The organism is Lentzea sp. HUAS12 (assembly GCF_024125735.1).
Taxonomy (GTDB): Bacteria; Actinomycetota; Actinomycetes; order Mycobacteriales; family Pseudonocardiaceae; genus Lentzea; species Lentzea albida.
Genome location: NZ_CP099738.1, coordinates 8513612 through 8539203, shown reverse-complemented (window position 1 = coordinate 8539203; position 25592 = coordinate 8513612). Strand labels below are relative to the sequence as shown.

Genomic DNA, 25592 nt, shown 5'->3' with positions numbered 1-25592 from the left:
ATGTTCGATACATCAGATGCGCTCGTAGGCGGGCAGCGTCAGGAAGTCCACGAAGTCCTCGGACAACGCGACCTGCTCGAACAGCTCGACGGCCGCCGCGACGTGCGGACCTTCCAGTTCCCCACCGACCCGCGCGAGCACCTCGCGCACCGCGTCCGGCGTGACCTGCGTGCCGTCGTCGAGCACGACCTTGTTGTTGACCCACTGCCAGATCTGCGACCGGCTGATCTCCGCGGTGGCCGCGTCCTCCATGAGGTTGTGGATCGCCGCCGCGCCGTTGCCGCCCAGCCAGGACGCGATGTAGCGCACGCCGACGTCGACGGCGCCCTCCAACCCGGCCCGCGTCGCCGCGCCGCCCGCCGACTTGAAGTCGAGCAGCTGCTCGGCCGTCACACTGACCTCGGGACGCTGCTTGTCGATCTGGTTGGGCTTCCCGTCCAGCACCCCGTCGAAGATCTCCCGGCAAATCGGCACGAGATCAGGATGCGCCACCCACGAGCCGTCGAAACCATCGTTCGCCTCGCGCGTCTTGTCCTCGCGGACCTTGCGCAGCGCGTTCTCGGTGACCTCGGGATCACGCCTGTTGGGAATGAACGCGGCCATGCCACCCATGGCGAACGCCCCGCGCTTGTGGCACGTCTTCACCAGAAGCTCGGTGTACGCGCGCATGAACGGCGCCGTCATCGTCACGCTGTTGCGGTCCGGCAGCACGTAGTCCGCACCCGCGTCCCGGAAGTACTTGATGACGCTGAAGAGGTAGTCCCACCGTCCGGCGTTGAGCCCCGACGCGTGGTCGCGCAGCTCGTAGAGGATCTCCTCCATCTGGAACGCGGCGGGGATCGTCTCGATCAGCACCGTCGCCCGGATCGTGCCGTGCGGCACGCCCTTGAGCTTCTGCGCCGTGGTGAAGACGTCGTTCCACAGCCGCGCTTCGAGGTGCGATTCCATCTTCGGCAGGTAGTAGTACGGCTTGCCGATCTCGGCGTTGTGGAAGAAGTGCAACCCGAAGTCCACAAGCGCACCCACGGCGTTCTTGCCGCCGAACTGGAGGTTGCGCTCGTCGAGGTGCCATCCGCGCGGCCGCACGACGATCGTCGGGTACGGCCCGCCCTTGAGCTTGTACTCCTTGCCCTCCGGCGAGGTGAACTCGATCGTCTCGCGCGCCGCCTCGTACAGGTTCACCTGCCCCTGCACGACGTTGTCCCAGTGCGGCGTGTTCGCGTCCTCGAGGTCCGCGAGCCACACCTTCGCACCCGAGTTGAGCGCGTTGATCGTCATCTTCCGCTCGGTGGGCCCGGTGATCTCGACGCGCCGATCACGCAGTGCCTCAGGCGCCGGAGCCACCTGCCACTCGCCGTCCCGCACGTCCTGCGTCTCGGGCAGGAATCCGAGGGGCCGGCGCTCCTTGCGAAGAGCGAGCAACTCGTCCCTGCGGGCGGCGTGCGCCTCATGCAGCTTCGCGACGAACTCAAGAGCCTCTTCGGTCAGGACCTGCACCTGGATCCACCTCTCTCGGTTTTGCTGTGTGGACTATAGTTTTTGCATTGCGGAACTGCAACGGGAGGAGCCGCACGTGTCCACAGGTGGCGTGCAGTCCCTGCAAAGAGCCTTCGACCTGCTGGAACGCCTGGCAGACGCAGGCGGCGAGGCCTCGCTCTCGGAGCTGGCCACCACGACGGGCCTGCCCCTGCCCACGATCCACCGCCTCATCCGCACCCTTGTCACGCTGGGCTATGTCCGCCAGAACAGCAACCGCCGCTACACCCTCGGCTCGCGCCTGATCCGCCTCGGCGAGACCGCGTCCCGCCAGTACGGCACCTGGGCGAGACCCCTGCTGTCACAGCTGGTCGACTCGGTGGAGGAAACGGCGAACCTGGCCGTCCTGGACGGCGACGAGGTCGTCTACGTGGCGCAGGTGCCGTCGAAGCACTCGATGCGCATGTTCACGGAGGTGGGCCGCCGCCTGCTGCCCCACGGCACCGGCGTGGGCAAGGCGATGCTGTCGCAACTCCCCCGCGCCGACGTGCGAGCGCTGCTGGAGCGCACGGGCCTGCCCTCGTACACCTCGAACACGATCACGGACGCGTCCGAACTGCTCGACTCGCTGGACGAGATCTCGGAGCGCGGCTACGCGCTGGACGAGTCGGAGCAGGAACTCGGCGTGCGGTGCATCGCGGTACCGGTGGTGGGCGGCCCGACGCTGGCCGCGGTCTCGGTGTCGGGCCCGGAGGGCAGGCTCACGAAGGATGCGGTGAACCGCATCCTCCCGGAGGTGCTCGCGGTGGCGAAGAGGCTGGCGGACCAGGCCGCAACGGCCTGAGCCGCGGCCGACGGGTCTCGCGGGCGGTGACGGGGCGGGCGACGGCTTCGCCCGCGCCTCCCATCGAACGAACTGGCAGTACAGCTAGCCGAGGAGCGCGTCCACGAAAGCCCCAGGCTCGAACGGGGCAAGGTGGTCAGCCCCTTCACCAAGCCCGACCAACTTCACCGGCACCCCGAGCTCACGCTGAACCTGGAACACGATCCCACCCTTGGCAGTCCCGTCCAGCTTGGTCAGCACAATCCCGGTGATGGCGACCTGCTCAGCGAAAACCCGAGCCTGAGTCAACCCGTTCTGCCCAGTGGTGGCATCCAGAACCAGCAGGACCTCATCGACCACGGCCTGCTTCTCCACCACCCGCTTCACCTTGCCGAGCTCATCCATGAGCCCGACCTTGGTGTGCAACCGCCCAGCGGTGTCGATCAAAACCGTGTCCACCCCGGCATCCACCCCGCGCTTCACAGCGTCGAAGGCGACAGAAGCCGGATCTCCACCCTCAGGCCCGCGCACGGTCTCCGCACCGACCCGCTTGCCCCAGGTCTCCAACTGGTCGGCAGCAGCGGCCCGGAACGTGTCGGCCGCCCCCAGCAGCACCGTGCGCCCATCGGCAACGAGAACGCGCGCGAGCTTGCCGGTGGTCGTGGTCTTGCCCACCCCGTTGACACCCACGACGAGCAGCACGGCGGGCTTGCCGGCGTGCGGCAGCGCCTTCAACGACCGGTCCATCCGGGGCCCGAGCGCATCCACCAGCACCGACCGCAGCAGCTTCTGCGCGTCCGCCTCGGACCGCACACCGGCCCCGGCGAGCTTCGAGCGCAGGGTCTCCACGATCTCCGTGGTCGTGGCCGCGCCGAGGTCCGCGATCAGCAGCGTGTCCTCGACGTCCTGCCACGAGTCCTCGTCCAGGTCGCCCGCACCCAGCAGACCCAGCAGCGAGGTCCCGAACGCGTTGCGGGACTTCGAGAGCTTCCCGCGCAGTCGCTCCAGGCGGCCTGAGGTCGGCTCGATCTCCTCGACCTCGGACGCCTCGGCGGGCAGGTCGACCTCGACGAAGCCGCGCTTCACGGAGTCGCGCGGCACGGAGGCGTCGTCGCCGACGCCCGGCTGGCCGTCGACCTCGGTCCGGTCGGCCACCGGGTGCTCCACGGGAGCCGGGTGCACGGGGGTCACCTCGCCCACCGCGACCGCCTCGGCCTCGGTGGCTTCGGGCGCGGCCGGGGTGAACGTGATCCCGGACGCGGCCTGGTATCCGCCGGGCTTCGGCGTCTCCTCCTTCTGGGTCAGGCTGATGCGACGGCGACGCGTCAGCACCACACCGGTCACCAGCGCGGCGATCAGCACGACCGCCACGACGACGAGGATCAGGACAAGGGAGGACGTCGACACGGACTCATGGTTTCACAGTCGCGCATGTGATCTGTCAACCAGTTGTTGCTCAATTAGGCGAAGATTTCACCAGAGCTCTTGCGCCGTGCCACGGTGTGGAATAGACCACACGTCGTGAGGGTGATCGGACTGATTTCCGGCACGTCGATGGACGGCATCGACGTGGCCGTCGCCGACCTGTCGATCCACGGCGACGTCGTCGAGCTCGTGCCGGTGCAGTGCGCCGAGCACCCGTTCCCGAAGGACCTCCTGGAGAAACCCCGGGACCTCGCCGAAGTGTGCGCCTTCGACACGTCGCTCGGGCAGGCCTTCGGCGAAGTCGCCGCCGGGTACCTCCCCGCGGACCTGATCAGCTCGCTCGGGCAGACCGTCCACCACGAGGTGCAGGACGGCGAGTGCCTCGGCACGCTGCAGCTCGGCCAGCCCGCCTGGATCGCCGAACGCACGGGCGTCCCGGTGATCGCCGACCTGAGGGTGCGCGACGTCGCGGCGGGTGGCCACGGGGCACCGCTGGCCAGCACGCTCGACGCGTTGTGGCTCGCCGGCATGGACGGCAACGCGGTCGCGCTCAACATCGGCGGCATCGCGAACATCACCGTCGTCACGCCGGGAAGTGCGCCGATCGCCTACGACACCGGCCCCGGCAACGCGTTGATGGACGCCGTCATGGAGGTCCTCTCGAACGGCGAACGCCGCCAGGACACCAACGGCGAGTTCGCACGACGAGGCACCGTGAGAGAAGACGTCCTCAAGAAGCTCCTCGCCGACCAGTACTACGCGAAGCCGTGGCCCAAGTCGACGGGCAAGGAGCACTTCAACGCCGAGTACCTGCAGGGCTTCCCCACGGTCCAGGCCGAGGACATGCTCCGCACGCTCGCCGAGCTCACCGCCCGCACCATCGCCGACGCCTGCCGCGCGCACGACGCGAGCACCGTCGTCGCGTCCGGCGGCGGCATGCGCAACCCCGTGCTGGTCGAGGCCCTGACCAAGGCGCTCGACCCGGTCCCGTTGCGGATCAGCGACTCGCTGGGCCTGCCGCGCGACGGCAAGGAGGCCTACCTCGCCGCGCTGCTCGGGTTCCTGACGTGGCACGGGGTTCCCGGCAACACGCCGTCCGCGACCGGCGCGTCCGGCCCGCGGCTGCTCGGCAGCATCACGCCCGGCAGCGGACCGCTGCGGCTGCCCGAGCCCGTCACCACCGCTGTGACCAAGCTGAAAGTGGGGGAACCGAAGTGCGCGCACTAGACCTCGCGATCATCGCCCTGTTCCTCGTCGGCATGCCGTTGATCGGCATGGCGATCGGCGGCAGGCAGAAGTCGTCCACCGACTACTTCGTCAGCGAGAAGCGCATCTCGTGGTGGGTCGTCTGCCTGTCCGTGGTGTCCGCGGAGACCTCGACGCTCACGGTGCTGAGCGTGCCGGTGATCGCGTACATGGCGACGCCCGCGCAGGGCGGCATGACGTACCTGACGCTCGCGCTGGGCTACATCGTCGGCCGGATCATCGTCAGCTTCGTGCTGCTGCCGCGCTACATCGCCGGTGACCTCGTGACGGCGTACGCGTTCCTGGGCAAGCGGTACGGCAACGGCATGCGCGCCACGGCGTCCGTCACGTTCCTCTTCACGCGCCTGCTCGCGGACGGCATCCGGCTCTTCGCGACGGCCATCCCGATCAAGGTCGTGCTCGCCGAGTACGGCATCACCGCGTCGTACTGGGCGATCGTGGTGGCGCTCGGCATCGCGATGGTGTTCTACAGCTTCTTCGGTGGCGCCCGCGCCGTCGTCTGGGTCGACGCGATCCAGATGCTCTGGTACGTCCTCGGCGGCCTCGTGGTGATCTGGGTGCTGGCCGGACAGCTGCCGGACGGCTGGTTCTCGAAGGCCGCCGACGTCAACAAGTTCCAGCTCTTCGACTTCACGAGCTCACCGCTGACGGGCGCCTACCCGTTCGTCGCGGCGTTCTTCGGCGGCGCGTTGCTGTCGATGGCCTCGCACGGCGCCGACCAGCTGATCGTGCAGCGGCTCATGGCCACGCGGGACGTGAAGTCGGCGCAGAAGGCGTTGATCGCCTCCGGTTTCGTGGTGTTCCTGCAGTTCGCGTTCTTCCTGTTCATCGGCGTGATGATGTGGGCGTTCTACGCCGGCGTCGACCCGGTGAAGGACCTGGGGCTGAACAACAAGGACGAGCTCTTCGCCCACTTCATCGTCAACGACCTGCCGAGCGGCCTGTCCGGCTTCGTGATCGCCGGCATCCTCGCCGCCGCGCTCTCGTCGTCGTTGGGCGCCTTGGCCTCCAGCACCGTCACGGACGTCTACGAGCGCATCCGCAAGACCCCGATGACCGACGACGAACGCCTGCGCCACGGCCGGATCTGGACCCTCGTGTGGGCGGGTCTGCTGATCGTCTGCGCGGGCCTGTTCGCCTCCTCGAACAAGACCACGGCGGATCCGATCGTGGTGCAGGCGCTGGGCATCGCCGGCTACACCTACGGCGCGCTGCTCGGGGCCTTCCTCCTCGGCCTGATCTTCAAGCGCGTCACGCAGGCGGACGCGATCATCGCGTTCGTGGCGACGGTGCTGGTCGTCGGTTTCGTCATCCTCGGTGTCAAGTTCGCCGGCAGCACTCCGACGATCGACTTCGGGAAGGCGACCGCCGACCTGAAGTCCCTGACCGGGTGGTGGAACACGCCCCTGGGGGTGGCGGTCACCTTGCTGGTGGGTGGGTTGCTGTCATTGAGGCGTTCACGCGATGTGCCGGTACGAGATGAGCTCGATGTGAAGGCGGAATCCTAGGCGGGCGAACATGTTCTGCGAGCTCTCGTTGCCCGCGTGGATCGACGCGGCGGCCTGCGGTCGTGCACCGTGGTCCGCCGCGAGCTTCCACAGCAGTTCGGTGACGAGAGCGGCGCCGACGCCCTGACCCCGGACGCCGGGTTCGACGGCCACGAAGTCGACGTAGTACTCCTCGGGTTGCGCCTTGCCCGCGGCGTACCCGAGGACGCGTTGGCCGTCCATGGCGACGACGACCGTGCGTTTGGCCGGATCGGATTCGACGAGTTGTCTGCCGGACAGGTACGTGTGCGGAAAACATCGCTCGTGCAGGACGGCGACGGCCTCGTGCACGAAGTGGTCTGTCGGGAGGACGCGCATCTCGCGGTCGCTGGGGCACTTGGCGTCCCGCAACAGCAACGTGCGCAGGTCCCCGTTGTCGAGGACGTGGATGGCGCTCGCCTTGCCGGCGCTGAAGGCGTGCCGTTCGGCGAACGCCGCGAGTCGCCGGTGGGCGGTGTGCCCGTAGAGCTCGAGGTCGGTGATGCCGGTGAGGAGCTCGGTGGCGCGCCGGAACAGGGCGTCGGCGGTCTGGTCCCAGATGCGGCTGCCCGCGGGGTGGTTGACCGGTACGTCGACGAACGGCCCGTGCAGCCACGCACGGCCGAGCTCGGCGTCGACCTCCACGCTGAGCATGCCGGTGATGTTGTCGTCGGCGTCGACGGCCACCACCGTGCAGTCGGCCCAGCTGGGCTCGAACTCGCCGAGCTCCGCGCGGAGCTCTTCGACTGTCTCACCGAGGTACCCGATGTGGTGCGCGTTGTCGGCCTGGAGCCGGACCAGCAGCGCCATCGTGGCGCCGAGGTCGCCAGGTTCGGCGAAACGGATGTCGTACATGGGTGGAATGGTCACTCGCACGGCCGTTCGAAGCGAGGGAGTTTTCGGCGGTCCCGGGTAACGGACGCGGCGCCCGGTAAAATGACGTGGATGTCGTCCGAAGAACTGGCCGTCCGGAGCGCCGAGGCCGAGGCCAAGGCCCACGCGGGCGACTTCCGGGGCGCCGCCGCCGAGTTCAGGACCCTCGCCAGGGACTGCGCGCGGACGATGGGCGCGGACGACCCGCAGACCCTCGCCGTCCGGCTGAACCTCGCACGGGTGCTGGGCACGGCGAAGCAGGTCACGAAGGCCATCGACGTCTGCGAGCGCCTGCTGCGCGACCAGGCCCGCGTCCTCGGCCCCGAGCACGCCGACGTCCTGGAGACCAGGCAGTTGCTCGCCAATCTGCGCTACCAGTCGGGTGACTCGGAGGGCGCCGCGGCGGAGCTGGAGCAGCTCCACACCGCGCTGTCGCGGCTGTTCCTGCCGACCCACGACCGGATCACGAAGGTCAAGCGCGACATCGCGTTCCTGAAGCGCTCGCCCTGACGCGGGAGACAACACTCACACCGGCGCACTGCGCGACGCTGCTATGCCGCGCCACGTTCACCGACGTCGCAGGCAAAACCACCAGATTCGGGCTTGCAGGGCAGGTGAGGGTGGGGGACTCTTCTACGGTGAGTGAGGAAACGATCCAACTCGATCTCAACGAATCCGGGGTGGCCGTCGACCTGCCCTTGCCGGCGAACAACCGGGACGGCGTCCAGGGAGTTCCCTACCGGCCGGTCGAATTCCGAGACGATGATCTTCCGTCAGCACTGGAACGCGCTGCCGCCTGGTTGCGGCAGACCCAGGACTGGCTGGGCGAACCCGTGGACGTGATCGCAGTTCATCTCGACTACGACGACAGGCACGGCAACCCGTATTACGACCTCAAGTTGCTCTGCAACGAAGAGGACCTGGCGGGCGTGCCCAAGGTCATGCGAGAACACGAAGGGTCAGCTACCGGTCAGTAGCTTTTCCGGCTACCGTTCGGAAGCATGTCGGATCGCGTATATCCCCCGGTGATCGCCGCAGCGAAGACCATGTTCAAGGTGCTCGACCTGCGGATCACCGTGGAGGGGGCGCACCACGTCCCGCGCACGGGTGCAGCGGTGCTGGCGTCGAACCACGTCAGCTACCTCGACTTCATCTTCGCGGGCTACGGCGCGCAGCTCTCGGGGCGCCTCACGCGGTTCATGGCGAAGCACGAGATCTTCGCCAACAAGATCGCAGGCCCGCTCATGCGCGGCATGCACCACATCCCCGTCGACCGGAGCGCGGGCCAGGCCTCCTACCAGCAGGCCCTGTCCGCGCTCCGCACCGGCGAGGTCGTCGGGATCTTCCCCGAGGCCACCATCAGCCGTTCGTTCACGGTCAAGGACATCAAGTCCGGCGCGAACCGCCTGGCGCACGAGGCCGGCGTCCCGATCATCCCCGTCGCGCTGTGGGGCACCCAGCGCCTGTGGACCAAGGGCCGCCCCAAGAACCTGACCCAGCGGCACGTGCCGGTCACCATCCTCATCGGCGAGCCGTTCGAGGCCTCCCCCGGCGACTCCGGCGACGAGGTTCTGCACAAGCGGATGCGTGAACTGCTGGACACCGCACAGGCGAACTACCCGAACGAGCCGGGCGCCTGGTGGGTTCCGAAACACCTGGGTGGCACCGCGCCGACGCCGGAAGAGGCCGCCGCTCTGGACGCCCGCGGGCGCTGAGCAGGCGATACAAGGTTCTTGCAAGCCGCTCGCGCCATAGTGGCCGTGCGCACGAAGTGGTGGGTCCGCACTGGGGGAACTCATCCTTCGAGCGCACGGGACGCGTCCGCACGGTGTGAAGGGGGACCCTTCTCTCCGAGGAGGGGCACCGGGCTGACGCGGCTCGAACGCAGAGGCAGCGGCCGGGGTCGGTTGTCCCCCAGGCACCGCCCCGTCCGCCCTCTCAGGCCTCTGCTTCCGCCGGTTCCGGTGCAGGTTCCGCGGGGGCCTCCGCGGCGGGTTCGGCCGTGGCAGGCTCCGCCGCACGCGCCGGTGCGTCCGCCGACGAGCGCAGCCGCTGCGAGATCACCTGCGAGATGCCGTCCCCGCGCATCGAGACGCCGTAGAGGGCGTCCGCGATCTCCATGGTCGGCTTCTGGTGGGTGATGATCAGCAGCTGCGAGCGGTCCCGCAGCTGCTGGAACAGGCCGATCAGCCGGTGCAGGTTCGTGTCGTCCAGCGCGGCCTCGACCTCGTCCATCACGTAGAACGGTGAGGGGCGGGCGCGGAAGATCGCGACCAGCATCGCGACCGCGGCCAGCGACTTCTCGCCACCGGAGAGCAGCGACAGGCGCTTGACCTTCTTGCCGGGCGGGCGGGCCTCCAGCTCGATGCCGGTGGTCAGCATGTCGTCGGGCTCGGTCAGCACCAGGCGGCCGTCGCCACCGGGGAACAGGACCTTGAAGACGATCTCGAACTCGCGCGCCACGTCCTCGTAGGCCAGCGTGAAGACCTCGAGGATCTTGTCGTCGACCTCCTTCACGACGGTGAGCAGGTCGCGGCGGGTGTCCTTGATGTCCTCGAGCTGCGTGGAGAGGAACTTGTAGCGCTCCTCCAGCGCGGCGAACTCCTCCAGCGCGAGCGGGTTCACCTTGCCCAGCAACGAGAGGTCGCGCTCGGCGCGCTTGGCGCGGCGGGCCTGGGTGTCGCGGTCGTACGGCATCGGCTGCGGCTCGGAGACCTGCTCACCGCGTTCCTTGGCCGCGGTGTACTCGGCCATCTCGGCGGCCGAGGCGGGCACCATGACGTCCGGGCCGTACTCGTTGACCAGGTCGTCGAGACCGATGCCGAAGTCCTCGGCGATCTTGGTCTCCAGCTGCTCGATGCGCATGCGCTGCTCGGCGCGCAGGACCTCGTCGCGGTGCACGGCGTCGACGAGCTTCTCCAGCTCGCCGGACATCTCCCGCACGACGTTGCGCACCTGGGTCAGCAGGAGCTCGTGCTGCTGGCGGCGTTCCTGGGCCTGGTCGCGCTCACGGGCGGCGCGGGCCAGCGAGATCTCGATGCGTTCGAGCGCCTGCTCACCGCCTCGGACGACGGCCTTGGCGACGACCGCACCGCGCGCACGGTGGGCCGTGGCGCGTGCGTGGCGTTCTCGGGCCTCACGCTCAGCGCGTGCGGCACGACGCAGGCCCTCTGCCTTGCCCTGTACGGCCCGAGCGCGCTCTTCGGCCGTGCGCTGCACCAGACGCGCGTCCATCTCGCTCTGGCGCGCCTGAGCGAGCTCCGCGGACAACGCGTCGCGCTGCTCGGTGTCCGGCTCGTCGTCGAGGGTCTGCTCCTCCTCGGCCATCAGCAGCCGCTCTTCGAGCTCGCCCAGCTTCATCAGGGCTTCCTCGCGCGACCGCTCGACCTTGGCGCGCTGCTCGCTGATGCGGCTGACCTCGGCCTCCGCCGACCGCACGGCCGCGGCCATCCGGTTCAGCCGCTCGCCGGAGCGGGCCTGGCGGACCTTGGCCTCCTGCATGGCCTCCTTGACCGCGTCGAGCACCTTGCGGCGGGCCTGCTGCTCGGCGCGGGCGCCCTCCAGCGCGGCGGAAGCGTGCTCCAGCGCCCGTTCCGCGGACGCGAGCTGCTCCTGCGCCTCGTCGACGGCGGCCTGCACCTCGATCACGCTCTGGCCCTGGGCGCCCGAACCACCGACGGCCCAGTCCGTGCCGAAGAGGTCGCCGTCCCTGGTGACCGCGCGGCCGCTGAACCGCGCCGCGGAGTCCAGGTCGTCGACGACCGCGAGGCGGTCGAGGGCGCGGGCCAGCGCCGGCCGCAACGCCTCGGGCGCGTGCACGACGTCGATGGCCCAGCGCGCGCCGTACGGCAGGTGGCCCCACCCGGAGGTGTCCACAGTGGACCCGTGCGAGCCGATCAGCACGCCGGCGCGTCCGGCGTCCTTCTCCTTCAACAGCTTCAGAGCGGCGAGCGCACCTTCACCGGACGACACGGCGACGGCGTCGGCGATCGGGCCGAGGGCCGCGGCCAGCGCCACCTCATAGCCCGGCTCCACGGTCAGCAGCGCGGCGACGGACCCCAGCAGCCCCGGCACGTCCGACGCGAGCAGCGCGCCCGCACCGTCCTTGCGCGTGAGGCCCAACGAGAGCGCGTCGACGCGTGCGCGCCACGACGCGATGTCCCGCTCCGCGGTGCGTTCGGCCTTCACGAGCTCCTCGACGCGCTGGCGTGCCGCGTCGTTGGACTGCACGGCCTGGCGGTGGCGTTCGTCGAGGTCGTTGTCGCCCTCGTCCTCGTAGCCGGTGACCGCCTGCGCCTCGGCCAGTTCGATCGAGGCGAACTCGACGCGTTCGGAGGCCTCGGCGACCGTGACGGAGAGGCGTTCGATCTCCTCGGCGGTCGCGTTCGTCTTGCTGCGCAACGCCTCCACCTGACCGGAGAGGCGCGCGAGGCCCTCCCGGCGGTCGGCGATCGCGCGGACGGCGGCGATGTGCGCCTTCTCCGCCTGCGAGACCATGCGCTCCAGTTCGGACCGCGTCTCCACGGCCTCCGCGAGCGCGATGCGGGCCTCGGTGACGCCCTCCTGGAGCTCCAGCTCCATCTCGGCGGTCTCCTCGGCCTCGCGGTCGAGGTCGTCGGGGTCCCGGCCGCGGCTCGGCGCGTCCACGACGTCGGAGAGGTGGCGGGCGCGTTCGGCGGCGAGGCGGACGGTGCCGCGGAGACGTTCCTCCAAAGCGGACAGCCGGTACCAGGTGTCCTGCGCGGCCTGCAGCTTCGGCGAGTCGGCCGCGACCCGCTCCTCCAGCTCGTTCTGCTGGTACTGGGCGGCCTGCAACGACTTCTCGACCTCGGCGCGGCGCACGCGGGCCTTCGCCTCGTCGTGCTCCTCCTGCGCGATGGCCTCGCGCTGCGTCACCAGGTCGTCGGCGAGCAGGCGGAGTTTGCTGTCCCGCAGCTCGGACTGGACGACCTGCGCGCGGCGAGCGATCTCCGCTTGCTTGCCCAGGGGCTTGAGCTGGCGGCGCAGCTCGGCGGTGAGGTCGGTGAGGCGCGTCAGGTTCGCCTGCATCGCCTCGAGCTTGCGCAGCGCCTTTTCCTTGCGCTTGCGGTGCTTCAGGACGCCGGCGGCCTCTTCGATGAAGGCGCGGCGTTCCTCCGGTTTGGACTCGAGGATCGCGGCGAGCTGGCCCTGACCGACGATCACGTGCATCTCGCGGCCGATGCCGGAGTCCGAGAGCAGCTCCTGGATGTCCATCAGGCGGCACGAGTTGCCGTTGATCTCGTACTCGGTGGCGCCCTCGCGGAACATGCGGCGGGTGATCGACACCTCGGTGTACTCGATCGGCAGCATGCCGTCGGCGTTGTCGATCGTCAGCGTCACCTCGGCGCGACCCAGGGGCGCGCGGCCGGACGTGCCGGCGAAGATGACGTCCTCCATCTTGCCGCCGCGCAGGTCCTTGGCACCCTGCGTGCCCATCACCCAGCGCAGCGCGTCGAGCACGTTGGACTTGCCGGACCCGTTGGGGCCGACCACACAGGTGATGCCGGGCTCGAAGCGCAGCGTGGTAGCCGAGGCGAAGGACTTGAAGCCCTTCAGCGTCAGGCTCTTGAGATGCACGCGGGGCAGAGTACCCAAACGCTTGCGGCCGATGCGGGACCCCGGCGCCGACCTGCGTTTCTACGGACGGAGAGTGACCAGCAACCCGCTCTCGTCCGACACCTCCAGACGATCGATCTCCTCGACCCGGAACGACGTGGAACCGGGAATCCGCTCGTCAGGGGCGTGGTCGGAGCCCCACCAGCCGCCGACCTCCCGCTGGCCCCGCCGGTCGAACACGATGACCTTGCAGCGCGCGCCCGGTTTGACGTCACCGAGCTTGAACCACATCTCGGTGCCCCAGGACTTGGAGACCATCGAGACCTCCCCGTCCACGCCGGTGCCGGGGTCCTTCGCCGCCCACGTCGGGGCGGGCGGGGGCTGCAGGAACAGGATCCCGCCTGCCAGCGCGAACGCCACCAGGACGGCGGCGCAGACCAGGGCCACGCGGCGTTGCCGGTTCGGCTTCGGCGGGCTGGCGGGGACGTCGTCGAGGTGCTCGACGTCCTCCGGCGTCAGGCGGCCGAGCAGGCCCGGCAGCGGGGCCAGCCTCAGCATCTCGGCCTGACAGGCCTCGCAGGTGCCGAGGTGGCGTTCGAACGCGGCTCGTTCCTTGAGGTCGAGCGAGCCGAAGAGGTAGGCGCCGACGTCGACGGTGTGCTGGCAGCTCACGCCCCGGTCACCCCTCTCTCCTCCAGTGCGTCGCGCAGCGCCCTCAGTGCGTAGAAGCAGCGCGACTTGACCGTGCCCGGCGGGATGCCGAGCGTCCTGGCGGCCTCCGCGACGGTGCGGCGGCGGTAGTACAGCTCGATGACGACCGTCCGGTGCTCTGGCGTGAGCGCTCTGAGCGCCGACGCGATCTGCCACGTCTGCAGCACGTGTTCGACCTGGTCGCTGACCGGGGGCAGGTCCACCGGTTCGAGCGGCACCTCGGTCGCGCGTGCGTTGCGGCGGCGGTACCCGGAGATCACCAGGTTCTTCGCGACCGTGTAGAGCCACGGCGCCGCGTCGTCCGGTGTCAGCTCCTCGTGGTGCCGCCACGCGCGGAGCAAGGTCTCCTGCACGACGTCCTCCGCCTGCTGGTAGTCACCGTCGACCAGCCGCAGCACGTAGTGCAGCAGCGGGCCTCTCCAGCGGTCGTACAGCTGGATGAGGACGTCTTCCGAGGAGTCCACGATCCCCTCTACGCCGTCTTCGCGAGAACGGTTCAGCGCTCGATGAAACCGGTCAGGTCGCCCCTGGCGGCCGACCACTGTTCACCGACCGATTCGACGTGACCGGGGGTGTCACCCGATCGGAGAGCGTTCAGCAGTTGTTCACAGTTCTCCCGTGACCCCTCGGCCACCACCTCGACCCGTCCGTCCGGCCGGTTCGAAGCACTCCCGACCAGACCCAGTTCCAACGCCCGTGCCCGCGTCCACCAGCGGAAACCGACACCCTGCACCCGGCCGCGCACCCACGCGTTCAGTCGTACGTCCACCTTCGGATCGTGCCGCAATCACACCACGTGACCAACGACGCACTCAGGGCTTGTCACCCATTAGTGGTACGGTCCCGACCCGTGAGTGCCCGCAGCCTCTTACTCGGCCTGCTGATCGGTGCGACCGGAATCGGCGGTCTCGCCTTCACCGGCACCTCTCCTCTCGGCATCGGCTTCACCACCGCCGCGCAGCAGGAGAGCGCCGACGCGGCGAACCAGTTCGGCACGGGCAACGCCGCCGCACCCAACGGACGCCCCACCCTCGAAGCCACCGGTGCCGGCACTCCCCCCGCCTCCTCGTCATCCTCCTCCGCTCCCACCACCACGACGACCGAGACGACGCCTTCCTCTTCTTCTTCGTCCGCCGCGCCCACCACCACGACGACGGCGCCTCCCGAAGCGGCGAAGCCGCCCACGCAGACGCAGGCACCGACCGGCCAGACGCCGGAGCAGGCCGTGCTCGCGCTCGTGAACGACGCCCGCGCCGCGGCCGGCTGCAAGGCCCTCGTGATCGACGACCGCGTCACGACCGCCGCGCAGGCCCACAGCACGGACATGGCGAACAAGAACTACTTCTCGCACACCTCGCAGGACGGCCGCACGTTCGACGTCCGCATGAAGGAAGCCGGCTACCCGAGGCCGGGCGGCGAGAACATCGCGAAGGGCTACGCCAACGCCCAGGCCGTCGTGAAGGGCTGGATGAACAGCACCGGCCACCGCGAGAACATCGAGAACTGCAGCTTCACCACGATGGGCGTGGGGCTGGACACCCGCGGCAACTACTGGACCCAGAACTTCGGCCGCTGACCGCTTCGAGCAGGGGAAACTTCGTGTACGAGAGCCCGGAACCGGACTCGCGCCCGCGCATGCGCTTGCGCCGGGGTGCACCGCAGGTCGTCCTGGCCGCTTCAGGCGTCGTGCTGGCGACCGTCTTCGCCGCCGTCGCCTCCCTCGCCGCGGGTTCGGACTCCGCGAACGAGGCGCCGGCGACCCAGCCCCCGCGCAAGGAGGCCGTGCGCGACGCCCTGAGCATCGTGCCGACGTCCTCCCCGACGTCGTCCGTGGAGCAGACGTCGTCGGTCTCGGAGACCACGACGACCTCCGCGACCACCACGACGACGAAGAAGACGCGCGTCACGACCATCACGCGTCCCGACGGCACCACGACCACGGTCACGACCGAGGAACCGCCGCCCGCGAACACGTCGACGACGACCACCACCTCGAAGCAGACGACGACCACGACCACCACGTCGTCCACGACGACCACCACCACGACGAACCCGGACCCAACGACTCCGACGTCCTAGGGTTACGCCAGTCACCGCCATGTGACGCACTGCTACACGAAGGTGTGGCGGGACTGAGGCGTTGGTTCGTTTCCGCCGATAACTCGAACGCAAGACCATCCGACCGGGTATCCCACGAGGAGATGGGTGTGTTCGAGGAAGATCATCCGCAGTCACCGACCGAGCCGGCCCCGCAGAAGAAGCGCGTGGGCACGGCAGTGATGCTGGCTGCGGGCGGTGTCGTCGTCGCGACGCTGTTCGCCACCGTGGCGTCCATGCTCGCCGCCTCAGGCCGTGAGGCGGCACCGGAGCGCACGGCGGCCGACATCGTGCAGACCATCACGAGCGTCGCACCCGACGGCAGCACCAGCACCGTCGTCGTCACCGTGTCCTCCAGCGCCGGTTCGCCCAAGCCCGCGTCCGCGCCGGACCGCAAGCAGGCCGCGCCCCAGCAGGACCAGCCGAAGCCGGGCACGCCGCAGGGGCCGCAGCTCACCACCGACCCGGCCAAGCCGACGAAGACCGAGACGCAGAGCACGCCGCCGCCCCACACGGAGCCGCCGTCGTCGAGCCCGTCGTCCTCTTCCTCGTCGTCGACGCCCGAACCGACGCCGTCCACGTCGTCGAGCACGCCGTCGCCGGACCCGAAGCCCTAGCTCCGGGCGAGCTCCACGGGCGTCGCGACCACCGGCCCCGAAGGCCCTGCCTCACGGCTCGAACCGGTACCCCATGCCGGGCTCCGTCAGCAGGTGCCGCGGCCGAGCGGGCTCCGGCTCCAGCTTCCGCCGCAGCTGCGCCAGGTACACCCGCAGGTAGTGCGTCTCCTTCTCGTACGCGGGCCCCCACACGTCGCGCAGCAGCTGCTTCTGCGCGACCAGCTTGCCCGCGTTGCGCGCCAGCACCTCCAGCAGGCCCCACTCGGTCGGCGTGAGGTGCACCTCGGTGCCGTCCTTCAGCACTCGCTTCGCCGCCAGGTCGACGGTGAACGAGGCGGTCTTCACGACCGGCTCGTCCTCCGGCCCGGTGGCGGCCGAGCGGCGGACGGCGGCGCGCAGGCGGGCCAGCAGCTCGTCCATGCCGAAGGGTTTCGTCACGTAGTCGTCGGCGCCGGCGTCGAGGGCGTCGACCTTGTCGGCCGAGTCGGTGCGGGCGGACAGGACGATGATCGGCAGGCTGGTCCAGCCGCGCAGGCCCGCGATGACGTCGGTGCCGTCCATGTCCGGCAGGCCCAGGTCCAGGACCACGACGTCGGGCTTGCCGTCCGCCGCCAGCCGGAGAGCCGTCGCGCCGTCGGGGGCCGTGAGCACCTCGTAGCCCCGCGCCGAGAGGTTGATCCGCAGGGCGCGCACGATCTGCGGCTCGTCGTCGACCACCAGTACCTTCGTCACGCTGCCCTCTCCTCGGCGGGGAATGAGATCACCACGGTGAGGCCGCCACCGGGTGTGTCCTCCATGGTGATCGTGCCTCCCATCGCCTCCGTGAAGCCCTTCGCCACGCTCAGACCGAGACCAACGCCACCCGGCGTGCGGTCGCCCAGGCGTTGGAACGGCGCGAAGACCTCCTCCGCGGTGCCGGCGGGCAGGCCTCGGCCGTGGTCCACGACGCGCAGTTCCACCTCGGAGCCGTGGGCGGACGCGCGCACCGCGACGGCGCCGGCGTAGCGCACGGCGTTGCCGACGACGTTCGCGATCACGCGTTCGAGCAGGCCCAGGTCGGCGCGCACGGGCGGCAGCTCCTCCGGGACGTCGACCTCGACGTCGCCGGTCTGCCCGGCCAACGCCCGTGCGACGGCCTCGTAGTAGTCGACCGCGCGGAACTGCGGCTCGACGGCGCCCGTGGCGAGCCGGGACGAGTCGAGCAGGTTGTCGACGAGTCCGGTCAGCCGGTCAGCCGACTCCTCGACGGCCTCCAGCAGGTCGGCGGTGTCCTCACCCGACAGCGTCAGCTCCGGGTCGCGCAACGAGCCCACGGACGCCTTGATCGACGTCAGCGGCGTGCGGAGGTCGTGGCCGACGGCGCTCAGCAGAGCGGTGCGCAGTTCGGTGCGGGAGGCCTGGCGCTGCGCCTCGAGGGTCTGCTCGGCCATGCGTTGCTGCCTCAGTGCGAGCAACGCCTGCCCCGCGGCCGCCTCCAGGACGCGGCGGTCGGACGCGGGCAGCGAACGGCCGCGCAGCGCCAGGTGCACCTCCGGCGTCACGGCTATGTCGACGTCCGCGTCGTCGGGCTCGTCGCACGGGCCTATGCCGACGCACGCGACCTGTTCCCAGGCGCCGTCGACGCGTTCGAGCAGCGCGACGGACGCGAGACCGAAGTTCTCTCTCACCTTCTCCAACAGCCGTGCGAGCGGCTGCGGGTTCGTCAGGACGGTGCGCGCGTACGACGCGAGGAGCGTGGCCTCGGTGCGAGCGCGCGCCGCTTGGGCCGCACGGCGAGCGGCGTAGTCCACCACCAACGCGGTGGACACGCCGACGATGATCATCGCGAAGAAGGTGAGCACGTTCTGCTGCGCGTTGATGGTGAACGTGTAGAGCGGCTCGGTGAAGAAGAAGTTCAGCAACAACGCGTTGATCAGCGCGGCGGTGATCGCGGGCCCGAGGCCGCCGACCATCGCAACGACCAGCGTGACCAGCAGGTACGCGATGACGTTCGTGGAGAAGTTGAGGCCTTCCCGCAGCAACGACCCGGCCGCGGTGACCAGCGCGGGCCCGGCGATCGCGAGGAACCAGCCCCACGCGAGCCTGCCCGGCTTCAACGGGCTGCCCGCGAACCGGGCGCGCCAGCCGTTGGTCGTCGCCGGATGCGTGACCATGTGGACGTCGATCGCTCCGGACTCCTGCACGACCGTGGAGCCGATGCCCGCCGAGAACACGCGCGCGAACCGTGAACGGCGCGAGGTCCCGACCACGAGCTGTGTGGCATTCACGCCTCGAGAGAACTCCAGCAACGCCGTTGGCACGTCATCACCGACAACGGTGTGGAACGTCGCACCGACGTCTTCAGCAAGCGTGCGGTACTTCTGCAATGAGTGCGGATCCGCTCCCGCGAGTCCATCACCGCGAAGCACGTGCACGACCAGAAGGTCGCCACCCGCGCGCGTGGCGATGCGACGCGCGCGACGGATGAGAGTCTCACTTTCCGCGCCACCGGTGATGGCGACGACGACACGTTCGCGCGTCTCCCACGTGTCCGTGATCTGCTGTTCGGTCCGATAGCGCATCAACGCCACGTCGACTTGATCAGCGACCCACAGCAACGCGAGTTCGCGCAACGCCGTGAGGTTTCCGACGCGGAAGTAGTTGCCGAGCGCGGCGTCGATCTTGTTCGCCGCGTAGACGTCGCCGTGCGCGAGCCTGCGGCGCAACGCTTCGGGCGTGAGGTCGACGAGCTGCGTCTGGTCGGCTTTGCGCACGACCTCGTCCGGCACCGTTTCCTTCTGCGGCACGCCCGTTATGCGCTGAACGACGTCGTTGAGCGATTCAAGATGTTGAATGTTCACCGTCGAGAGCACGTCGACACCCGCTTCGAGGAGTTCCTCGACGTCCTGCCACCTCTTCGCATTGCGCGATCCCGGCGCGTTCGTGTGCGCGAGTTCGTCCACGACGGCGACTTGCGGCGCGCGGGCCAACACGGCGTCAACGTCCATCTCGGACAGTTCGACACCGCGGTGCGTGAAGTGCCTGCGCGGCACGACTTCCAGGCCTTCGACCAGCTCAGCGGTCCTCGCCCGGCCGTGGCTCTCCACGAATCCGATGACGACGTCGGTGCCGCGTTCCCGCCTCCGGTGCGCCTCGCTGAGCATGGCGAACGTTTTCCCGACACCGGGAGCGGCGCCGAGGTGGATGCGGAGCGCACCACGTCTGGGTTTCGGACTCACCGGACCAGTCTGCACCGGCCCCGCCTGGACCGTTCGGGGGTACGGCTTGCGCCACCCGGCGACACGAGTGCGCCTTCCCACAGTTCTGTCAGGAGATCTGTCCTGTTGAATCATGCTTCAGCCCGGCGACCGTTCGAGTGAGCTTCACCGCGCTTTTTACGCTGTTTACCTGCACATTTAAGTGTGCTGGACGCGCCCCGTGACGCCCCGCGTCACCACAACGGCCGAATGGGTTATCGGCAAGTGGCGGATAGCGCGCAGAGCGTGAATGAGGGAAAGTGCCAGGGTTCGTGTCCGAATTCGGACAATCACATGCGCGCGGAGAAACGATGCCCACCACCGTCACCAACCACGAGGCTCTTCAACTCGTGGTGGCCGTGCACCGGCTGGTGCGAAGTCTTCGACAGGCCGCTCCGGCCCGTCGTTTGCAACCCACCCAGTTATTGGTGCTGTCAGAACTGAGCGCCCACGGCCCGATGCGAATCGGCGAGATCGCGGTGCGCGCGCTGTGCTCACAGCCGACCGCCACAACCGTCGTGACCAGCCTGGAGTCCACCGGACTCGTCCGTCGCGAACCAGACGCCGCAGACGGCAGGGCGACCATAGTCGTGCTCACCGAAGTCGGTCGCGAGACCATCGCGTCGCTTGCTCACGGCGAAGCCGAACTATTGAGTGAAAGAATGTCCGAGCTTTCGCCGGAAGACAGAGAACACCTGCGCTCGGCCATGCCGGTTTTGCGCCACCTGGCCGAACCGCAGGACAACAAGTAGGAGCGGGACCCCCCGACGGGTCCCGCTCCAGGATTTACTTGCTCGGTGACACAGAAGTGGGTGGCACCGAGCTCGGAGTTGCGCTTCCAGAACTCGACGGTGCCGTGCTCTCCCCCGAAGGCGTTGATGACGGAGAGGGAACGCTCGGTGCCACTGTGTAACACCGGCCGTTTTCGTAGTCGATCTGCGGCCGCGGATAGCGGTTAGCGGGAATCACCGGCTCAGGACCGCTGCCGGGTTCGTTGCAGCTGCTGGCGTAGTTGCGCGACGCGTTGATCGGCTGACCGTCCTGGTCGTACAGCAGCACGTTCGTCAGCAGCTTGCCGTTCTCGTCGTACGCGTAGATGTTCTCGTACGACTGCGGCGCAGGCGGCATGTACGACGACCGCGACGTGCTGTACGCGAGCTGGTTCGCCGTGACGTCGATGACCTGGAACAGCAACCCCACCGCCAGCGCGGAGGCGGGCAGGCTGAACCACAGCCACCGCCGGTCGACCTTGGCACGCGGCCCGGCGAACACCGAGAGCACCGCGATCCCGGCCACCGCGAGGAAGCCGAGCAGGTCGCGGCTCGCGAGCAGCACGGCCCCGAGGCCGAGCAGACCGGCCCGCAGCAGCCACCACGCGGGCTGCAACGACTTGAGGTACGTGAGCGCGCGCTCCGCCGGCGTGCCCTGCTCCGGCGTCAGCCACTTCTCGAGCCGGTGGGTCTCCGGCAGGTTCATGATCTCCTGCTGCAGCGGCCCCCGGTCGTGCACCAGCGCGAGGCTGAGCACGAGGATCACCGCGGGCAGCAGGAGCACCGCGGGCTCCTTCAACGCCACCGTGCCCGCGAGCAACGTCACCCCGGTGGCGGCGACCAGCCCCCACGCCGCCGCCCGAGGCCTCGTCAGCCACTGCTGCTTCGTCGTGACCGACAACCGCTCGGTCCGCGACGGATAGCCGGCCGCCTGCCGCAGTTCCTGCGCGTACTGCTCGGGCGACCCGAGCCGCTGTTCGAGGGTCTCGCCCTCCCCGAGCTCGGTGGACAGCTCGGCGACGTGCGCCTCGACGTCCTCCATGATCTCGGCGACCTCGTTGGGCGGCAGGTCGTCGAGAGCGGCACGCATCCCCGCCAGGTAGTGCTCGACACCAAGCGCTTGCGTGTTCATGCTGCGACCTCCTCGAGCAGGCCGTCCAGCGTGCTCGCGAACGACCTCCACGTCTCCCTCGACTCAGCCAGGCGCGCCCGCCCGGTCTCGTTGATGCTGTAGTACTTGCGGTGCGGCCCCTCTTCACTCGGCACCACGTACGAGGTCAGCATCCCCGCGTTGTAGAGCCTGCGCAGCGTGCCGTAAACCGACGCGTCGCCTACTTCGTCCAATCCCCCGGCGCGCAGTCTGCGCACCACGTCGTACCCGTACCCGTCGTCCTTGCGGAGAACCGCCAGGACGGCCAGGTCCAGCACCCCTTTGAGCAGTTGACTGGTGTCCATGGCCCCCTCCGCACGCTGTTGCGCTGTGAACACTACTACGCATCGCGCAGTACTGTCTAATGCGTTAGGCCCGGAGTGGAAGGAAGAGGGATCTGGGCACGTCAAGGGCACACCGGGAGGACGTGCTCGGGTGCTGACGCGTTGCTCAGCGAGGTGATTGAGACGCAGGGCCGACAGCCCCGACGGAGGTCAGAGCCTCGGGCGCGGCTGGCAGCGCGGGCAGGAGTACGACGAGCGGTTCATGAACGGCTCGCGGACGATCGCCGCCCCGCACCGCTTGCACGGCCGGTTCTCCTGGCCGTAGGCGTTCAGCGAGCGGTCGAAGTACCCCGACTGGCCGTTGATGTTCACGTAGAGCGCGTCGAACGACGTCCCGCCCTGACCGAGGGCCTCACGCATCACGTCGGTGGCGTGGTCCAGCAACTCGGCGGCCTTGGCCTTGGCGAGTTTGTCGGTCATGCGGGTGCCGTGGAGCTTGGCGCGCCAGAGGGCCTCGTCGGCGTAGATGTTGCCGATGCCGGAGACGAGGGTCTGGTCGAGCAGGGCGCGCTTGATCTCCGTGTGACGCAGGCGCAACGCGCGCACGGCAGCATCACGGGAGAAGAGAGGGTCCATCGGGTCTCGGGCGATGTGCGCCACCGAGTCCGGGACGAGGGTGCCGTCGACCTCGACGAGTTCGGCCAGAGCCAGGCCGCCGAAGGTGCGCTGGTCCACGAAGCGGAGTTCTGGTCCGCCGTCGTCGAACCGGAAGCGGACGCGCAGGTGCTTCTCGTCGGGAGCCGACGAGGGTTGGACCAGCATTTGGCCGCTCATGCCCAGATGCGCGAGCATGGCGGCCTTGTCGGCCAGTTCTACCCAGAGGTACTTGCCGCGGCGCCTGGCGGCGGCCATGGGCTGGCCCGCCAGGCGCGCGCAGAAGTCCTGTGAACCCAGGTCGTGCCGGCGGATGGCGCGTGGGTGCAGCACCTCTACCGAGGAGATGACCCGGCCGGCGACGTGGGCTTCGAGGCCGAGGCGAACTACCTCGACCTCTGGGAGTTCGGGCACGTCAGGCTTCGGACTTGCCCTCGTCGACGGGCTGCGCCTCGATCACGGCGGCCTGCGGCTTGGTGGGCTTGAGCACCCACACCCCCGCACGGCTCGTGTCCCTGACCAGCACAAGTCCCTGGATGCCTCCGCTGCGGGAGGTGTTCACCGGCCCGCGGACGGTGCGGGTGCGGCGGTTGGTGCGGTTCCTGGTCGCATACATTTGCGTGTCTCAGTCTTCCTCGGATGGGAGGGTCCCTGGCGTCACCGAGGCGCCGTTCTGCCCGTTCTTGGTCGAGACCGACTCCTGCTCGGCCTTGACCCGTTCCGACAGAACATGATAAGCCGCTTCGGCGGCTTTCTGCTCGGCTTCCTTCTTGGTGCGCCCATCACCCTTGCCGTAAGGCTGGCCACCGACGAGCACCGTTGCGGTGAACTCTTTTCGGTGATCCGGCCCCTGGTCGTCCACGCGGTACTCCGGGACGCCGAGGCTGGCTTGAGCGGTGAGCTCCTGCAGGCTTGTCTTCCAGTCCAGTCCAGCACCCAAAAGCGGAGCTTTGGCCAAGAGCGGATCGAACAGCCGGTGAACGAACGTTCGTGCGGTATCGATACCGAACTGCAGGTACACCGCACCGATGACGGCCTCGAGGCCGTCGGCGAGAATGCTCGCCTTGTCCCTGCCGCCGGTCAGCTCTTCGCCACGACCGAGCAGCAGGTGTGCACCGAGCCCGCCCTTGCCCAGGTCACGCGCTACGCCCGCCAGTGCGTGCATGTTCACCACGCTGGCGCGGAGCTTCGCGAGTTGGCCCTCGGGAAGATCGGGATGGGTGCGGTAGAGGTGGTCGGTGACGACCAACCCGAGAACCGCGTCTCCCAGGAACTCGAGACGCTCGTTCGGCGGAAGCCCGCCGTTCTCGTACGCGTACGACCGGTGGGTGAGTGCGAGCACGAGCAGCTCGGCGTCCAGGTGGACGCCGAGCGCTTCGAGCAGGTCCGCGCGGTCCGCTTGCGGTGCGCGCGGCGGCTTTCCCCCCACTACGACGGCGAGGAGATCAGGCCGGCTGAGCGACCTGGCGGCCAGCGTACTGACCACAGGCCGGGCAGGCGACGTGCTGCGGCTTCGGCTGACGGCAGGCCTTGTTCTGGCAAGCCACCAGGTGCACGGCAGACGTCTTCCACTGGGAACGGCGCGCACGGGTGTTCGAACGCGACATCTTCCGCTTCGGGACGGCCACGACTACTTCTCCTCCGAGTTGTCATCGCTGAACCGCTCTTGCAACGCGGCCCAACGAGGGTCAATCGTCTCATGCCCGTGGTCGGGCCCGAGCTCCGCCCATCTGCCACCACACTCGGAGCAAAGCCCCTTGCAGTCCGGCTCGCAGAGCGGCGCCTGCGGCAGCGCGAGGACGATGGCGTCCCGCACCACAGGCTCGAGGTCGATCAGATCGTTCTCGATCCGGCTGACCTCGTCTTCCTCAGTGGTCTCGTCCGTGGTGCTGTCCGGGTACGCGTAGAGCTCCGTGATCCGGACTTCAACCTCATCGGTGATGGGCTCGAGGCACCTCGCGCACTCACCTTCGACCTTGGCGAACGCCGTCCCCGACACGAGCACGCCCTCGACGACCGATTCGGCCAGGAGGTCGAGCTCCACCTCTCCGCCTTCTGGCACCGCGATCACGCCGAGGAGCCCCATGCCTGCCGCGGGAACCGACCGGACGAAGGGTCGGCTGGACCCGGCGCGACGGCCGAGATCCCTGGTGTCGAAGACCCAGGGACCGGATGCTGTGGGACGCGTGGACGCGTGACGATGCTCAGTCATGATCAGATTGGTTGCCGGCGGGGACCTACCACGTCCAGCCGTTCCAGGGTACGGGACGACGCCCCCGCGCGTGAAATCGGCAGGTGAACCCACCTGTCCGACGTAGCGCGAATCACACGTTCAGGCCACCTGGTTCGTCAGGAACCGTAGTCGAACGGTGCCGCGGCACCCGCGACGGCGGGACCACGCAGGTGCGAACGGCCCTTGCCGACCGAACGGAGCGTGTGCGCGAGGAGGTCCTCGAAGTCCGCGAGCTTGCCGTCGACGTACGCGTCGCACTCCGACCGCAGCCGGATCGACTCGTTCTGGGCGGCGTCGAGGATGCGTGCTGCCTCGGCGTGCGCCGCCCGGACGACTTCCTGCTCGTTGACGAGCCTGGCCTGCTCGGCGCGGCCGTCCTCGGTGGCGCGCTCGTAGTTGGCGCGGCCGGCCTGGATCATGCGCTCGGACTCGGCGTGCGAACGGCCCACCAGGTCGTCGTACTCCTGCCGGCCCGCGGCCACGGTCCGCTCCGCCTGGTCCTCGGCCTCGGCGATCATCCGCTCCGCACGGGCGCGCGCGTCGGACAGCATGGCCTCGGCCTCGGCCTGCGCCTCGGCGAGCATGCGGTCCGCGTCGGCGCGCGCCTTCGACACGCCGGACTCGGCCTCGTGCTTGGCCTTGCCGACGAGCTCTTCCTTGTGGTCCAGCACGTCCTGCGCGTCGTCGAGCTCCGCGGGGATCGCGTCGCGCACGTCGTCGAGCAGTTCGAGCACGTCGCCGCGCGGCACCACGCACCCCGAGGTCATCGGAACTCCGCGCGCTTCCTCGACGATCGTGACGAGCTCGTCGAGTGCCTCGAACACCCGGTACACGTCTCACTCCCTCAAGCCTGTGACTCCCACCCACAAGTGTG

Annotated in this window: 27 protein-coding genes; 10 read left to right on the top strand and 17 right to left on the bottom strand. The window is 69.1% G+C overall.

Annotated features, from left to right (window positions below):
• Positions 1-12 precede the first annotated feature (12 nt).
• Positions 13-1497, bottom strand: a complete 1485-nt coding sequence (aceB, locus tag ND450_RS40040) for a malate synthase A (RefSeq protein WP_253323263.1) — start codon at positions 1495-1497, stop codon at positions 13-15.
• Between the two features lie 76 nt (positions 1498-1573).
• Between aceB and ND450_RS40035 the strand changes: the two genes are divergently transcribed.
• Positions 1574-2320 carry an IclR family transcriptional regulator gene (locus ND450_RS40035; protein ID WP_253323262.1) on the top strand — a complete coding sequence of 249 codons (747 nt, stop codon included), beginning with the start codon at positions 1574-1576 and terminating at the stop codon, positions 2318-2320.
• Positions 2321-2404: 84 nt separating this feature from the next.
• Here the strand turns inward: ND450_RS40035 and ftsY are convergent, their stop codons facing one another.
• Entirely contained in the window at positions 2405-3706 is a 1302-nt protein-coding gene (gene ftsY / locus ND450_RS40030; protein WP_253323261.1) for a signal recognition particle-docking protein FtsY, read from the bottom strand.
• A 120-nt stretch (positions 3707-3826) separates the two neighbouring features.
• Here ftsY and ND450_RS40025 point away from each other — a divergent pair, with 120 nt between their 5' ends.
• Both ND450_RS40025 and ND450_RS40020 read left to right on the top strand, forming a co-directional pair.
• Positions 3827-4951, top strand: a complete 1125-nt coding sequence (locus ND450_RS40025) for an anhydro-N-acetylmuramic acid kinase (protein ID WP_253328115.1) — start codon at positions 3827-3829, stop codon at positions 4949-4951.
• Positions 4939-6498, top strand: a complete 1560-nt coding sequence (locus ND450_RS40020; RefSeq protein WP_253323260.1) for a sodium:solute symporter — start codon at positions 4939-4941, stop codon at positions 6496-6498. Before ND450_RS40025 ends, ND450_RS40020 begins: the two co-directional genes overlap by 13 nt.
• Here the strand turns inward: ND450_RS40020 and ND450_RS40015 are convergent.
• Positions 6448-7371: a GNAT family N-acetyltransferase gene (locus tag ND450_RS40015; protein WP_253323259.1), complete on the bottom strand. Its 924-nt coding sequence runs from the start codon at positions 7369-7371 to the stop codon at positions 6448-6450. The genes ND450_RS40020 and ND450_RS40015 overlap by 51 nt on opposite strands.
• 90 nt (positions 7372-7461) lie before the next feature.
• Between ND450_RS40015 and ND450_RS40010 the strand changes: the two genes are divergently transcribed.
• The 3 genes from ND450_RS40010 to ND450_RS40000 all read left to right on the top strand — a co-directional run bounded on the left by ND450_RS40010 (position 7462) and on the right by ND450_RS40000 (position 9104).
• Positions 7462-7899: a tetratricopeptide repeat protein gene (locus ND450_RS40010; RefSeq protein ID WP_253323258.1), complete on the top strand. Its 438-nt coding sequence runs from the start codon at positions 7462-7464 to the stop codon at positions 7897-7899.
• 128 nt (positions 7900-8027) lie between these two features.
• The gene (locus ND450_RS40005) at positions 8028-8366 is read left to right on the top strand and encodes a hypothetical protein (RefSeq protein WP_089917622.1); all 339 of its coding nucleotides are present in this window, start codon (positions 8028-8030) and stop codon (positions 8364-8366) included.
• Between the two features lie 24 nt (positions 8367-8390).
• Positions 8391-9104 carry a 1-acyl-sn-glycerol-3-phosphate acyltransferase gene (locus tag ND450_RS40000; RefSeq protein ID WP_089917624.1) on the top strand — a complete coding sequence of 238 codons (714 nt, stop codon included), beginning with the start codon at positions 8391-8393 and terminating at the stop codon, positions 9102-9104.
• A 223-nt stretch (positions 9105-9327) separates the two neighbouring features.
• Here ND450_RS40000 and smc read toward each other — a convergent pair whose 3' ends face one another.
• The 4 genes from smc to ND450_RS39980 are packed head-to-tail and all read right to left on the bottom strand — an operon-like array spanning position 9328 to position 14446.
• Positions 9328-12987, bottom strand: a complete 3660-nt coding sequence (gene smc / locus ND450_RS39995; RefSeq protein ID WP_253323257.1) for a chromosome segregation protein SMC — start codon at positions 12985-12987, stop codon at positions 9328-9330.
• 60 nt (positions 12988-13047) lie between these two features.
• Positions 13048-13638, bottom strand: coding sequence for an anti-sigma factor (locus tag ND450_RS39990; RefSeq protein WP_253323256.1), 591 nt, complete (start codon positions 13636-13638; stop codon positions 13048-13050).
• Positions 13635-14141 carry a sigma-70 family RNA polymerase sigma factor gene (locus tag ND450_RS39985; protein ID WP_089917629.1) on the bottom strand — a complete coding sequence of 169 codons (507 nt, stop codon included), beginning with the start codon at positions 14139-14141 and terminating at the stop codon, positions 13635-13637. Before ND450_RS39985 ends, ND450_RS39990 begins: the two co-directional genes overlap by 4 nt.
• 32 nt (positions 14142-14173) lie before the next feature.
• Complete coding sequence (locus ND450_RS39980) at positions 14174-14446, bottom strand: acylphosphatase (protein WP_253323255.1); 273 nt, start codon at positions 14444-14446, stop codon at positions 14174-14176.
• 81 nt (positions 14447-14527) lie between these two features.
• Between ND450_RS39980 and ND450_RS39975 the strand changes: the two genes are divergently transcribed.
• The 3 genes from ND450_RS39975 to ND450_RS39965 all read left to right on the top strand — a co-directional run bounded on the left by ND450_RS39975 (position 14528) and on the right by ND450_RS39965 (position 16391).
• Positions 14528-15253, top strand: coding sequence for a CAP domain-containing protein (locus ND450_RS39975; RefSeq protein WP_253323254.1), 726 nt, complete (start codon positions 14528-14530; stop codon positions 15251-15253).
• A gap of 23 nt (positions 15254-15276) precedes the next feature.
• Positions 15277-15756, top strand: coding sequence for a hypothetical protein (locus ND450_RS39970; RefSeq protein ID WP_253323253.1), 480 nt, complete (start codon positions 15277-15279; stop codon positions 15754-15756).
• A 128-nt stretch (positions 15757-15884) separates the two neighbouring features.
• Positions 15885-16391 (top strand): hypothetical protein, encoded by a 507-nt coding sequence (locus ND450_RS39965; RefSeq protein WP_253323252.1) that lies wholly within the window; start codon positions 15885-15887, stop codon positions 16389-16391.
• Between the two features lie 51 nt (positions 16392-16442).
• On the opposite strand, the gene ND450_RS39960 is transcribed toward ND450_RS39965, so the two are convergent.
• Both ND450_RS39960 and ND450_RS39955 read right to left on the bottom strand, forming a co-directional pair.
• Positions 16443-17123 (bottom strand): response regulator, encoded by a 681-nt coding sequence (locus tag ND450_RS39960; protein WP_253323251.1) that lies wholly within the window; start codon positions 17121-17123, stop codon positions 16443-16445.
• The gene (locus ND450_RS39955; RefSeq protein ID WP_371927544.1) at positions 17120-19723 is read right to left on the bottom strand and encodes a DUF4118 domain-containing protein; all 2604 of its coding nucleotides are present in this window, start codon (positions 19721-19723) and stop codon (positions 17120-17122) included. Before ND450_RS39955 ends, ND450_RS39960 begins: the two co-directional genes overlap by 4 nt.
• 215 nt (positions 19724-19938) lie before the next feature.
• Between ND450_RS39955 and ND450_RS39950 the strand changes: the two genes are divergently transcribed.
• Positions 19939-20379 (top strand): MarR family winged helix-turn-helix transcriptional regulator, encoded by a 441-nt coding sequence (locus ND450_RS39950; protein ID WP_089917637.1) that lies wholly within the window; start codon positions 19939-19941, stop codon positions 20377-20379.
• A gap of 34 nt (positions 20380-20413) precedes the next feature.
• Here ND450_RS39950 and ND450_RS39945 read toward each other — a convergent pair whose 3' ends face one another.
• The 8 genes from ND450_RS39945 to ND450_RS39910 form a co-directional block, all read right to left on the bottom strand.
• Positions 20414-21529 carry a DUF1700 domain-containing protein gene (locus ND450_RS39945; protein WP_253323249.1) on the bottom strand — a complete coding sequence of 372 codons (1116 nt, stop codon included), beginning with the start codon at positions 21527-21529 and terminating at the stop codon, positions 20414-20416.
• Positions 21526-21852: a PadR family transcriptional regulator gene (locus ND450_RS39940; RefSeq protein WP_090066438.1), complete on the bottom strand. Its 327-nt coding sequence runs from the start codon at positions 21850-21852 to the stop codon at positions 21526-21528. The genes ND450_RS39945 and ND450_RS39940 overlap by 4 nt, the downstream gene beginning before the upstream one ends.
• Before the next feature lie 189 nt (positions 21853-22041).
• Positions 22042-22899 carry a bifunctional DNA-formamidopyrimidine glycosylase/DNA-(apurinic or apyrimidinic site) lyase gene (gene mutM / locus ND450_RS39935; RefSeq protein WP_089917642.1) on the bottom strand — a complete coding sequence of 286 codons (858 nt, stop codon included), beginning with the start codon at positions 22897-22899 and terminating at the stop codon, positions 22042-22044.
• Between the two features lies 1 nt (position 22900).
• Positions 22901-23101 (bottom strand): hypothetical protein, encoded by a 201-nt coding sequence (locus ND450_RS39930; protein WP_030467960.1) that lies wholly within the window; start codon positions 23099-23101, stop codon positions 22901-22903.
• Positions 23102-23110: 9 nt separating this feature from the next.
• Positions 23111-23914, bottom strand: a complete 804-nt coding sequence (gene rnc / locus ND450_RS39925; protein ID WP_253328114.1) for a ribonuclease III — start codon at positions 23912-23914, stop codon at positions 23111-23113.
• Between the two features lie 16 nt (positions 23915-23930).
• The gene (gene rpmF / locus ND450_RS39920) at positions 23931-24113 is read right to left on the bottom strand and encodes a 50S ribosomal protein L32 (protein ID WP_065916643.1); all 183 of its coding nucleotides are present in this window, start codon (positions 24111-24113) and stop codon (positions 23931-23933) included.
• Between the two features lie 2 nt (positions 24114-24115).
• Positions 24116-24697 carry a DUF177 domain-containing protein gene (locus ND450_RS39915; RefSeq protein ID WP_253323248.1) on the bottom strand — a complete coding sequence of 194 codons (582 nt, stop codon included), beginning with the start codon at positions 24695-24697 and terminating at the stop codon, positions 24116-24118.
• A 137-nt stretch (positions 24698-24834) separates the two neighbouring features.
• Positions 24835-25551 carry a DivIVA domain-containing protein gene (locus ND450_RS39910; RefSeq protein WP_253323247.1) on the bottom strand — a complete coding sequence of 239 codons (717 nt, stop codon included), beginning with the start codon at positions 25549-25551 and terminating at the stop codon, positions 24835-24837.
• Between the last annotated feature and the right edge of the window lie 41 nt (positions 25552-25592).